We start from the raw sequence: 12,452 nt of genomic DNA, 5'->3' as shown, positions 1-12,452 counted from the left end.
ATAATGCATTAATCTAGCTTATTTATTTTATCTTTTATTCTTTTTATTAACTTTGCTTTTGTTACTTTGAATAGTTTTCCGCTTCAATATCATTACAGATATTATTGCGGTAACAGGAACAGTCAGGACAATCCCGATACTTCCTGATAATCCTTGGATAATCTCAGTACCTATAAAAGGAATGTTCATAAATTGTCTTCTTCCCATTTGATATCCCCATATAAGCATTATACTATTAAGTGAGCTACCTGCAAAAGCTAGAATAAGTGTGTTGGACATGGTTCCCATAACATCCTTACCGATATTCATTCCTGATTTGAATAATTGTTTCTTTGATAATCCTCTATTAGTTTGATGTATCTCAAAAATTGATGATGTAATAGACATAGCTACATCCATAACTGCTCCGAGAGAAGCAATCAATATAGCTGAAAACATTAATCCACTTACCTGTATCTTATAATCCTGAGCTACATATACCAATTCCTTACCTTTATCCATTGTAATTCCCGATAGATGTGCTAAATTACCAGAAATATACGAGATAACCCCTGCAATAACTACTCCTATAATCGTACCTAGAATAACAGTCAGTGTCTTTAGATTGAAGCCACTTATCAGCAAGAATGATACTATTATTATAATTGAAGCAGTCAGTATGGTCACTACGATAGGATTATTTCCCTGGAATATTAGGGGAAGCATAAAAAATATTATCATAATGCCTGTAAATATCAACGAAATAATTGAATATACTCCTTGCATACCTCCAAGCAGTATTAATAGAATAAACAGCAAAGCAATTAAAATATATAGTATATTTTCTCTTTTATAATTATAAATCCAAACATTTGCCTCTTCCAGTGAATCATCAATACTAGCAATTACCTTGTCATTAGCTTGTACATAGACATTATGGCTCCTGCTAAGGGGATTTTTCACCTCAAATATTTTACCTTTGTATTCACCTGCTAATATTTTTATCTTAACTACCTGAGTACCTAGATATCTTCCCTCAAAGGTAGGATCTTCATCAATTTCTTCACTTACAACTTCAATTACTTTAGCATTTTCAAAATCCTGTTTAAAGTAATTAGGTTGTTTTATATTCATTTTAAATATTGGAGACAAGATTATAACAAATGCTACTAATAATATAAATGAAATAATAGGTAAATACTTTCTCATTAGCTTGTCCTTTCTTGTGCATTATAGTAATTAGAATGGTTAAAAGAGGCTGTCTGGCAGCCCCTTAATCTTTACTTATTATGATGCTTTTGGTAACTCTTCAACTCTATTTTCTTCTAGTTGACCTTCTTCAATCAGTTCATTAACATTAATTGATTTTACATTAGGTGTTCTTCCATCTTCAGATCTTGGAATAGTAAGATCACCATTCTTTATCATTTCATATACGGTATCTTTATAAGGACTTTCTAGGTCTATGCCTATTATCTTCCAATTATTGTCAACTGTTGGTACAGCTTTACCTTCTTTTTCTTCTTTAATATATTTGATTATTAACTCACGTATCCTACCAGCATCTTGCATTGTTTCATATGAATCGTAGTATACATCTTCATCAGTTACAAGCTCTAATCCCTTTAAAGTACCAAAACGATAATTATTAACAGCCAATTTGTATGTTTCATCATCTTTAACTGGCTCACCATTAAATGTTAGGTTTGTAATTCTATTATTAGGTTCTTTTGAGATATCAATATCATAGTTTACTCCAGCAAACATATCATAATTATATCCTCTAATATCAGGGTTGAAACTTACTGTTACATCACCTTCTGTATAGGTATTATAATAGCTGACTGACCATTCCATATATTTTTTCAAATTCTCGCCAGTAATATTTACACCCATCAATGTATTAGAATATTTATATATGTTAGCTACATCTTTTTTCTTGAAATCACCTTTTACTAGGTTCATATCATTCTTGAATGCTGCAGCTGAACTTATCTGTGCATCAGTATAGAATAATTGCACCTCATTGATTAAATCCATTAAAGGTGTATCTTCTATTTGAGCAGTAGGCATTGTTGTAACCTTTGCTTCTCCAGTAATATAATCAACATTTTTAACGTAATCATCTTCTATGTGTCCAACAACAATATTTGCATCTTCTACAGATTTTTTATGTACAAATTCAAACTCAGATAATATCTCTTTATCTTCTTCAATCTCATTAGTTTCTATATTTTCCACAGTAACATCCTTAACAACATATCCATCTTGTGATTCATCTAAAGTAATTTCAGCTTTTGCAAGTGCCCATCCATAACATCCAGGCTCAATTAATTTTACTCCATTAGCTTCTTTATCAGAGAATTTTGAATGTGCATGTCCACAAAAAATAACATCAAATTCAGGAACTGCTTCAGCAATCTCTAATGCACCTTGACTGCCATACTCACCATCTGGACCTATATGGAATGCTCCAACTAGAACATCATATTTTCCTTCTAGTTCTTTTACAACTTTCTTAGCTTCTTCCAAAGGTTGTGTAAAACTTAATCCTTCAAAATGTTGTGGTGAACTAGCTTCCCATCTAGGAACATGAGGTGGCAATAATCCAACTACTGCAATACGAATACCATCTTTTTCAAAGATTTTATAAGGCTCTACAAAACGCGTATCATCTGTTTTATAAATATTTGCAGCTAAAACAGTATTATTGAATGCTTCAATATTTCTATCTAGGAATGATTTATCAAAATTAAACTCATGATTTCCTAGTGTCCATACATCATAACCCATAGTATTCATGGCTTGTACCATTGGATGTATTGGTAAATCATTGAATAGTTCAGCGCTATTATCTTGTACTGTATCACCACAATCTAATAATATGGCATTTGGTGCTTCTGCTTTTTCTTGCTTAATAAGTGTTTGAAGCTTTGCAAATCCTGCATCAGCATCTGGACTATCAGTTGCATATTCATATGCGTATATACGTCCATGTACGTCACTAGTTCCAAGTATTGTTACTTTTTTACCTTCTGCAATTTCTTCCTCAACTTCTGTAACTGTCTCAGTTTCATCAGGTATTTCTAATTTCTGCTCTGGATAAATCAAATGAGGATTAGTTAATTCATTAACTTCTGCAAGCTTTTCCCATGTTATGTCATATTTTTCAGCAATCTTCCATAAAACATCTCCTGGTTTTACAGTATACACTTCATTAGCTAATGCAGATGTTGCAAAAATGCTTACCAGCATTAATACAACTACTAGAAGTGTAAAGGGTTTTCTGATTTTCATTAAAAATCATCTCCTTCAATTTTATTGATTACTTAAACCTATAAATTTTTTGATAGTTTTCGCCATCATTTTAATTATAATCCTAATTTTAATATATATCAATATGTTGCTACTTTATTTAACGTAATATTTACATATATTTTGACTCATTTCATTATATTTCGACTTTTTATTTTTAAGTTATACCTATTTCGACTTAATTCTCTTTTATACTTTTAGAATCAAAAAGACGAAGATATCAAGAAAACAACATCTTCGTCTTATGCTATTATAATTTTACATCTACATTTTTACCTATACCAGCTTCATTTTGTTTCTCTTCTATATTTTTTTCAGGGTTAGTGTAATTTATTCTTTCTTCTTTTTCGTCTTCTTCTACCTGATTATTTATCTCTTTATTCTTTTCTTTGGCTTTTTCTAATTTTTCGCTTGCTTTTTTGACTAATTTATTAGCTTTTCCCAAAGCTTCCATAGCTTCTGTTTCTATTTGGTCTGCTTTTGACCTAAATGATACTGACTGTTTTATCCTAAAATCACTCACATCAATACTTTGACCTCTACCTCTATCAGTTTCAACCTGCTTTTCAAGTATCTTCGCATCTTGTCTCATCTTTCTTGCTGTATTAAATTTATTATTGGCAGTATCTAGTGCTCTAGAAGCTTTTATCATTGATTTGGAAGATAATTCTATTCCTAATTCAGCTTTTATTTCATCTAATGGTGTAGGAGGCTTTTCTTCTTTTTCTTTTTTCTTAGCTTCAATTTCTTCTGCCTCTTCTATTTTTTCCTCCACCTCATTCATCTTTTCTTTCATTTTTTCTTCATTAATTTTTTGTAGTAATAATTGCTTTTGCTTTTCTAGCTGTTGAATTTTTTCTTGCTTTTCTTTAGCCTCTAATTTTTGATTTTCTCTTATCTCAGCAATGTTCTTATCAATTCTTACTATTTGCTTTTGCAATCTAGTAATTGGAGTTTCCTTTTTCCCATTATTTCTAATAGGGTTATTATATACATTAACTCCACCATTAGTATTTGTATTGATATTCATACTCTTCACCTCTTAATTTAATTACATTCATTTTGATTAGTAACTGACATTTCATATATATATATCGTCAGTTGCACAAAAAAATTTAATAAAAGACATAACATAATTAAAATACTCAATTACAGAACTAATTATATCAATAGAGTTAACCTTAATAATCATAAATAGTTTCATTTATAAGTTTTTAGTATATTTATTAGTCGTTCATCATAATCGGTTATTATGTTATCTACACCCATTTCTATGAATTCTTTCATTTTTTCACTATCATTGACTGTCCATACATGAACATCTCTATTCATTAAATGTGCTTTTACTACAAAATTTTCATCAATATAACTTTCTTCAATACTATAAAAGTCCACACCTTTAATACTGTTAATATCTCCTATTGCAAAAAACATGATATAACCTGTTTTGATGTTGCTATCTAACAATTCAACTTTTTGCAGTAAATCATAATCTAATGATGTCACAACACATGACTTAACAATATTGTTTCTATCGATTATATCAACAACTTTTTTGACTAACCCTTTTCTGTTTTTTCTCTGCTTGAGTTCAATATTTAATCTTATCCTACCTTTTGCATAATCTATAGCTTCTTGTAATGTAGGAATCTTTTCTCCTTTGAATTCTTTACTGAACCAGCTACCAGCATCTAACTTTTTGATCTCACTATAGTTGGCATCATATAGATTCTTGTCCAGCCCAGTAATTCGCTTCAGATTTTTATCATGAAAAAGCACCACTTTTCCATCTTTAGTTTCTTGTACGTCAATCTCAACAAAATCCGCTTTATTCTTAACTGCTTCTTTAATTGCAGCAAGAGTGTTTTCTGGTGCTTCTTTTGAACTACCTCTGTGAGCAGTAACACCTACCTGATAATGTGTATTTTCAAAATCAGCTGACACATATTTTGTAATAAACAGCACTAAACAAAATGATACTACCAATATTAATTTCACAGTTTTCCTATTGTTAAATATTTTATCTATCAAAGACAGCTGTGTCCTTTTACTCAAAGGAAATACTTCTAGAGGACTATCATTAATACTTATATACAGATAAGTGAAATGATGAATAACATAAGGTATAATTAAAAAACTAATTATATATAAAATTACTCCAAGAAGGATGATTAAACCGTTAATAATAACATTAGAAAAAGAATCATTATAGGATAATATTGGAAAAGAAATTGCTATACTTCCAAATATCCCTACACTTATTATTACAACTAACAGAACTGTGATTGATAGATGTTTTATTACGGTCTTGAAATTATCTTTTACTAAATAAAAGCTTTTCTTCATTGCTTGAAGAGCTGATTTGTTCTCAAGCATTATTATCTCCATAGTAAAAATCCAGCTTATGGAAAAAATAAATAGAACGATGGTTCCTATTTTCATAGTCATATATAGGAATCGATTCCTATTTATATATGCTTTTACAAAAGATGGTATTTTCAGAGATGTTAATAAACTAGTATGATATCCCATGTCAAGCCAAGGAAATATGATTATGACATAAACCAATATTAATAACCCACCAAACCCAATGAGATTTTTGAACCTTTTCACACAAATCTTCAATACATTCAAAAGGCTGGTAGGCTGTTTATCTATAGAAGCTTCATAACTGATAATTACAAGTCCTCCATATTCAAGAAGAAGAACTAACGTAGCAAAAATAATTATTAGTATCCCACTTAAAAATCCTTGTGGAGACAATAGGAATTTCAGTATAACTCCATTAAAAAGTATATTCATCCCTTTACTTTTCATAATCAGTTTAAACAATTCTTTAAATATTGGAATTAGGACAATTGCAATCAATATTTTAGCTACTATATGATATTTTATAAAAGTCCAAAAATATTTTCTAAAACTATTAAATATGTTTTTGTATTTTTTACTTAATGTATGCTTTTTGTAAATCACTGAACTGTCCCTCCATACATATTCAACATCATTTAATAGTCGTTAACATTTTTCTATAATCATTTAATTTATCTTGTTGTTTGATACGTTCCCTTTTGGGGATATTTATTTCGATTTCTTGTTTAATTTTAACTGGTCTGCCATCTAATATGTATATCTTGTCTGATAATAATAAAGCTTCATCTAGATCGTGGGTTACAAATATTACAGTTCTATTATCCTCTTCCCATAATTCTAGAAAAGCATTAATCAATTCAATCTTCAGATCATAATCCAACCCTTGAAATGGTTCATCCATAAGTAGTATTTTTGAACGATAAGCAAAAGCTCTTGCTATAGAAACTCTTTGTTTCATACCACCACTTAATTGTTTTGGATAATAATGACTGAATTTGCTTAACTTAACTATATCTATATACTTCTTAGTTAATTGATCAACATTTATATTCTTATTACTTTTTAGTACAAACTTGATATTGTTTTCTATTGTTGCCCATGGTAACAGCCTGGTATCTTGAAAAATATAGGATACATTACTATCAATGCCATCAATTGATCCATTATCATATTTGAGAGTCCCTGAAATAATATTGAGAAGTGTAGTTTTACCACACCCAGAAGCACCTAGAAAACATACTATTTTATCTTTTTCAATTGAAAGATTAAAGTCTTTCAGTATAGTTAAATCATCAAACGCCTTACTGATATTATTAAGTCTAATCATTATTATTACACCTACTTTTGTATACGTACTGGCAGAATTTTTCTAAGTAAATACTTGAATATATATTCTAGCATCAAACTCAAAACGATAACAACTATTGTCCAAGCAAATAATTGTTCTGATTCTATATATACTTTTGCATTATAGAGTTTTGTACCTATGGAAAACTTAGGACTGCTAAGTACCTCAGCGGCAACTGTTACTTTCCATCCTAGTCCAAGAGATGTTATCATAGCAGTTGTAATATATGGAATGATTGAAGGTACATAGATATCTTTTATTATATATCTTTTATCAACCTTATATACATACGCCATGTCTATCAATCTTCTGTCAATATGTTTAATTCCTCCAACAACGGAAGTCCATATGATAGGAAAACACATCAAAAAGCATATAAAAATAGGTACATTCTCTGATTTGAACCATACCAATGCAATAAGTATAAAAGACATAACTGGTGTTGATTTTACTGCAACTATTATTAGATTAAGAATTTCATACATAAAATGGTTAATTCCGCATATTATACCTACCAATATTCCTACAATACATGCTATTATAAAACCGAAGGCAACTCTGAATATAGTTGCAAAGATTGTCTGCCAAAACATAACTGTTTTGATTTCTTCCAATAATACCTTAAAAGTATTATAAGGAGTAGGAAGATATATTTCCTTATTGATAGCTAAGGCAATAATCTCCCATACTATTATCCAAAATATTAAAGCTATTATTTTATATACTCGTCGTCTATTTTTGGTAATAGAAGTCTCCATCAGGTAATTTTCCTCCTAATGACTTTGGATTGAAGTCAAATAGTATTTCATATAGGTTATGTAATGTATCTTTTGCATCAGTAGCATTCATATAAACTATATTACAATTAGGTATAGCTTTTTGTGCAATGGCAGCACTAGGTAAGATTTCATTTTTTTCAATTAACTTTCCAGCTTCTTCATGATTAGCATTAACAAAGTCTACTGATTCTTTATATTCTTGTAGAAATTTATCTACTAGTTCTTTATTGTTAGCGGCAAATTCTGCATCTACTACGATACATCCCATTGCAAGTGGACTATCTTCACCTTGGATTTTTTCCCACTCTTTTGTAATATCAAGTGCAATTCTAGCATCTTTGTTTTTCATTGATACAGTAGTTACAAATGGTTGTGGTAATAAAGCGATTTTGTTGTCTCCTGATATTACAGTTGTAGCAACTTCTGCATGCTGCATAGAGAAATTAATATCTACATCTTTTTCAGGGTCTATATCATTTTCCTTTAATATATATTGTAATATATAATCTGGAACTGATCCTTTTCCACTAGCATAGATTTCTTTCCCCTTAAGGTCATTAACATCATTAATCTCATTACCTACTTCCATGATGTATAATACACCAAGTGTATTAACTGCCGCAAGTTTGATACCACCTTTTGTTTTATTATATAAAACAGAAGCTAAATTTGTTGGAAGGCAAGCAAAGTCTACTTCTTTATTAACAATTTTACCAACCAAATCATCTGGTGCACCAGTTAAAGTAAATTCACAATTAACTTCTGATTCACCTGTAGTTACATCTTCCATTAATTTTGCCATACCCATTCCTGTAGGTCCTTTTAATGTAGCAACTCTTATAGTTGTATCTTTTAAGCTTGTTTCATCTGAGGATTCATCTTTGTTTTCTTCTTTATCAGCTTCATCCTTATCCTCTTCTTTATTAGTTTCGTCTTTAACATCTTTATCTGCGTTCTCTTCTTCTTTATTATCTACTGATTCTTTATCTTCATCAACTTCTTTATTGTTCTCTTGTTCCTGTGTATATACATCATCCTCAACATCTTTCTTTTTATTGGATTTACCCCCTGCAAATAAAGCAGTCATAAGTACTAGTGTAAGCATCAAACACAATATTTTACTCAAATTCTTCATAATCATTTATCCTTTCTTATCTCTCATTAACTTCTAAATTGGTAGCTATATATATTGAACTTAAACATTAAACACCCGTTTCAATAAGTCCAATATATTTTCCTTGATTTTATAAGTTGAATAAAATTACTGGCTCTATAGCAATTATTTAATTCAACTTATGTATAATATAAATTTTATTTATTTTTTATATATAATTTATATAATTAACTATTATAACATAAATTTACTCTTTCCAAATATTTATTTTACATTTTTTACCCTAATTTTATCATTGACCTATTAAAAAGAAGTAACTATATTATTTTACAGCAAAAAAAATATAGCTCATCTTATTATTATAAGGTAAGCTATATTTATTTATAATATTATTGTCTACCCATAGTTTGACCGCTTGATCTTAAAACGTTACAAGCTTCAATAACTCTTTCAGCCATACCTGTTTGAGCTTTCTTTAAGTACGCTCTTGGGTCATATGCTTTTTTATTCCCTACTTCACCCTCAACCTTAAGTACTTCATCATAATGCTTAAACATATGTTCAACTACAGGTCTAGTAAATGCATATTGAGTATCTGTATCAATATTCATTTTGATTACACCATATTCAAGTGTTTCTTCTATTTCTTCTTTTGTTGATCCTGAACCACCATGGAATACTAAGTAGTAGTTAGCATCTTCTCCATATTTAGCTTTTAATGCATCTTGACCTTCTTTTAATATAATTGGCTTTAACTTAACATTACCTGGTTTGTATACACCATGTACGTTACCAAATGTTGCAGCTAACATATATCGGTCACCAACATCTTTTAAAGCTTCTTCAAACATAAGCATATCTTCTGGAGTTGTAAATAATTTATCTGCTGCTACATCTTCATTATTTACACCATCTTCTTCTCCACCAACTACACCAGCTTCAACTTCTAGTATAATCTCATTTTCAGCACAAAGAGCCATAAGTTCTTTAGATATTTTGATATTTTCTTCTAGTGGAATATCAGAACCATCAAACATATGACTGTTAAATAGATTAGGTAACCCCTGTGCTCTTCTTTTCTTAGTCTCTTCAATAAGAGGCTTCATGAATGGCTCAACATTAGCTGCTGTACAATGGTCTGTGTGTAAAGCAATGTTAATATCGTATTTTTCAGCCATAAGATGAATATGATTAGCAAGTGATATAGCACCAATTGCACTATTGGCAACCATACCTGATGCATGCTTTCCTCCACCTATGGATACCTGAATAATTCCGTCTGATTTTGCCCTAGCGAACGCTTCTAGAACTGCGTTAGCTGTTTCAACATTAGAAACATTAACTGCTGGATAAGCAAACTTATTTTCTAAGGCCCTATCAAGCATTTTGCAATAATTTTTGTAATCAACTACTGGCATGAAATTTCACTCCTCATATATTTATTAATACTTTGCCAATTCAAAGTATTCTCCTATTATTGTGTTACACATTCATAATAAGATATTATTTATAATACGTCAATGATAATGACAAAAATATTTTATTTATATTACCTAAATAATATTACAGGTAGTAAATTTTTATTATATTTTTTCAAAATAAGTTAATTTATATTGTTTAGGTGTCATATTATACTTATCTTTAAATAGCCTTATAAAATATGAAATATTCGCATATCCCAGATTAAAAGCTACATCTGTTACACTTTCATTTCTTAGATATTCTAATGCTAACTCTAATTTTTTATTCTTAATATATTCAACTGGTTTAATACCAACAACTTTCTTGAATAGATGGGAGAAATTAGATTCTGACATATGCAAATCTTTTGCTATCTCCTTTATATTAATCATTTCTTCAATATTTTCATTAATATATTTTACAGCTATATTTATTGGATGAGAGCTGTTTCCATTAAGTATCTGATATGTGGACTTATTCTTTATCAAATCAAATACTAATTTTTGGGCATACAAATCAATCAAGAATTCATTATTGTTCTCTTTACTCTTAGATGCAGCAAATATATTATTAATATCTTCTGATATATTATATTTATTTTGCCCTAGGAAATAGTTGTTATCTGTTTTAACCTCTTCCTTTATATAATCTTCTATATTGACCTTATTAAGTACATTGTTTACTAGTTCATCATTTAACTCAAATACCAATGCTTTTGTATCTGTATCTATATCCATATGCACTTTTGAATTAGAAGGTAATAATAGATAATTATCGTTTGTATACATGAATTTTCTGTTATTATTTAATGTTACATGCTTTCTTCCACTGAGAATTGTACAAAAACGAGAATAATCATATGATTTATATTCACCTGAAAAATTTTTGGGCAAATCATAATATAGTATTTTTACATAATCTGTCTCAAACCCATCAAGTCTTTCTAGTTTTTTATCAAAGAGATTTAACATAACTCCACCTTCTTTTGTTAAATTTTTATCAATTTCAATCAAAAAAGTATTACTTTTTAAAATTTAATGTTAGTTTTTTTTTAGATTTCATATTATAATGTTTCTCATAAATACATGATAACTAAAACTTACAAGAATGTCAATGCTAGTATTCCGCCATTTTTTTGGAGGAATTGATAAAGAATAAAAAACTAGCTTTATTTACGCGTCATTTAAGTGTTAAGTATTTAATAAGTAACAAAATGTCTAATAATTAACAATCACAGTATAATAACGAGGTGTCAGAATGTATAAAATCGTAGCTAAAAGAAAGTTAAATGATTTAGTTGAACTTATGGAAATCCATGCACCATATGTTGCAAGGAAATGTGAACCTGGTCAATTCATCATTCTAAGGGTTGATGAAGATGGAGAACGAATTCCTTTAACTATAGCCGATTATGATAGAAAAAAAGAAACAGTAACTATTATATATCAAGTTGTAGGATATTCAACTAAGAAATTAAGCCTTAAAAATGAAGGAGATTCTGTAGAAGACTTTGTTGGTCCTCTAGGTCAAGCAGCACCTCTTCATAAAGTAAAAAGAGTTTTAGGTATAGGTGGCGGTGTTGGTATTGCTCCACTTTATCCTCAATTAAAAAAAATGAAAGAATTAGGTGTACAAGTAGATACTATACTTGGTGGCAGAAGTAAAGAATTCATAATTCTAGAAGATGAAATGGAAAATATAAGTGATAACGTTTATTATGCTACAAACGATGGTTCAAAAGGAATCAAAGGTTTTGTAACAGATAAACTTAATAAATTAATAGAAAATGGCGAAAAATATGATTTAGTTATTGCAATTGGACCTTTAATCATGATGAAAGCCATTTGTGAAATAACCAAAAAGCATGATATCAAAACAAATGTTTCCTTGAATCCTATTATGATTGATGGTACAGGTATGTGTGGAGGATGTCGTGTAACTGTAGGCGGCGAAACAAAATTCGCATGTGTTGATGGTCCTGATTTTGATGGTCACCAAGTTGATTTTGATGAGGCCATGAGACGTCAAGGTATGTATAAAGAAGAAGAAAAAGATCATGTATGTAGACTAGGATTGGAGGACTAGA

At 29.6% G+C, this 12,452-nt stretch carries 10 protein-coding genes; 1 reads left to right on the top strand and 9 read right to left on the bottom strand.

The window, feature by feature from the left end; translation table 11 throughout:
• Positions 1–27 precede the first annotated feature (27 nt).
• From AACQ14_RS01825 to AACQ14_RS01785, 9 genes are all read right to left on the bottom strand, one after another.
• A complete protein-coding gene (locus AACQ14_RS01825) occupies positions 28–1,113 on the bottom strand; it encodes a YibE/F family protein (protein ID WP_339361861.1) in 1,086 nt (361 codons plus the stop codon).
• 153 nt (positions 1,114–1,266) lie between these two features.
• Positions 1,267–3,276, bottom strand: a complete 2,010-nt coding sequence (locus AACQ14_RS01820) for a 5'-nucleotidase C-terminal domain-containing protein (RefSeq protein ID WP_339361860.1) — start codon at positions 3,274–3,276, stop codon at positions 1,267–1,269.
• A 268-nt stretch (positions 3,277–3,544) separates the two neighbouring features.
• Positions 3,545–4,324: a hypothetical protein gene (locus AACQ14_RS01815; protein ID WP_339361859.1), complete on the bottom strand. Its 780-nt coding sequence runs from the start codon at positions 4,322–4,324 to the stop codon at positions 3,545–3,547.
• A 170-nt stretch (positions 4,325–4,494) separates the two neighbouring features.
• Complete coding sequence (locus AACQ14_RS01810) at positions 4,495–6,267, bottom strand: glycerophosphodiester phosphodiesterase (protein WP_339361858.1); 1,773 nt, start codon at positions 6,265–6,267, stop codon at positions 4,495–4,497.
• A 28-nt stretch (positions 6,268–6,295) separates the two neighbouring features.
• Positions 6,296–6,991 carry an ABC transporter ATP-binding protein gene (locus AACQ14_RS01805; RefSeq protein ID WP_339361857.1) on the bottom strand — a complete coding sequence of 232 codons (696 nt, stop codon included), beginning with the start codon at positions 6,989–6,991 and terminating at the stop codon, positions 6,296–6,298.
• A gap of 11 nt (positions 6,992–7,002) precedes the next feature.
• Positions 7,003–7,770: an ABC transporter permease gene (locus tag AACQ14_RS01800; RefSeq protein ID WP_339361856.1), complete on the bottom strand. Its 768-nt coding sequence runs from the start codon at positions 7,768–7,770 to the stop codon at positions 7,003–7,005.
• Complete coding sequence (locus AACQ14_RS01795; RefSeq protein WP_339361855.1) at positions 7,745–8,926, bottom strand: ABC transporter substrate-binding protein; 1,182 nt, start codon at positions 8,924–8,926, stop codon at positions 7,745–7,747. The genes AACQ14_RS01800 and AACQ14_RS01795 overlap by 26 nt, the downstream gene beginning before the upstream one ends.
• Positions 8,927–9,294: 368 nt before the next feature.
• A complete protein-coding gene (fbaA, locus tag AACQ14_RS01790) occupies positions 9,295–10,323 on the bottom strand; it encodes a class II fructose-bisphosphate aldolase (RefSeq protein WP_339361854.1) in 1,029 nt (342 codons plus the stop codon).
• Positions 10,324–10,488: 165 nt separating this feature from the next.
• Positions 10,489–11,337 carry a helix-turn-helix transcriptional regulator gene (locus AACQ14_RS01785; RefSeq protein ID WP_339361853.1) on the bottom strand — a complete coding sequence of 283 codons (849 nt, stop codon included), beginning with the start codon at positions 11,335–11,337 and terminating at the stop codon, positions 10,489–10,491.
• Between the two features lie 286 nt (positions 11,338–11,623).
• Here AACQ14_RS01785 and AACQ14_RS01780 point away from each other — a divergent pair, with 286 nt between their 5' ends.
• Entirely contained in the window at positions 11,624–12,451 is an 828-nt protein-coding gene (locus AACQ14_RS01780; RefSeq protein ID WP_339361852.1) for a sulfide/dihydroorotate dehydrogenase-like FAD/NAD-binding protein, read from the top strand.
• Position 12,452 lies beyond the last annotated feature (1 nt).

It is taken from the genome of Vallitalea maricola (genome assembly GCF_036985595.1).
GTDB lineage: Bacteria > Bacillota > Clostridia > Lachnospirales > Vallitaleaceae > Vallitalea > Vallitalea maricola.
This window is presented reverse-complemented; position numbering and strand designations above follow the sequence as displayed.

Excerpts from the sequence above, each read along its gene's own strand:
- AACQ14_RS01825 (WP_339361861.1), bottom strand. The coding sequence starts at position 1,113 with ATGAATATAAAACAACCTAATTACTTTAAACAGGATTTTGAAAATGCT.
- AACQ14_RS01820 (WP_339361860.1), bottom strand. The coding sequence starts at position 3,276 with ATGAAAATCAGAAAACCCTTTACACTTCTAGTAGTTGTATTAATGCTG.
- AACQ14_RS01815 (WP_339361859.1), bottom strand. The coding sequence starts at position 4,324 with ATGAATATCAATACAAATACTAATGGTGGAGTTAATGTATATAATAAC.
- AACQ14_RS01805 (WP_339361857.1), bottom strand. The coding sequence starts at position 6,991 with ATGATTAGACTTAATAATATCAGTAAGGCGTTTGATGATTTAACTATA.
- AACQ14_RS01800 (WP_339361856.1), bottom strand. The coding sequence starts at position 7,770 with ATGGAGACTTCTATTACCAAAAATAGACGACGAGTATATAAAATAATA.
- AACQ14_RS01795 (WP_339361855.1), bottom strand. The coding sequence starts at position 8,926 with ATGAAGAATTTGAGTAAAATATTGTGTTTGATGCTTACACTAGTACTT.
- fbaA (WP_339361854.1), bottom strand. The coding sequence starts at position 10,323 with ATGCCAGTAGTTGATTACAAAAATTATTGCAAAATGCTTGATAGGGCC.
- AACQ14_RS01785 (WP_339361853.1), bottom strand. The coding sequence starts at position 11,337 with ATGTTAAATCTCTTTGATAAAAAACTAGAAAGACTTGATGGGTTTGAG.
- AACQ14_RS01780 (WP_339361852.1), top strand. The coding sequence starts at position 11,624 with ATGTATAAAATCGTAGCTAAAAGAAAGTTAAATGATTTAGTTGAACTT.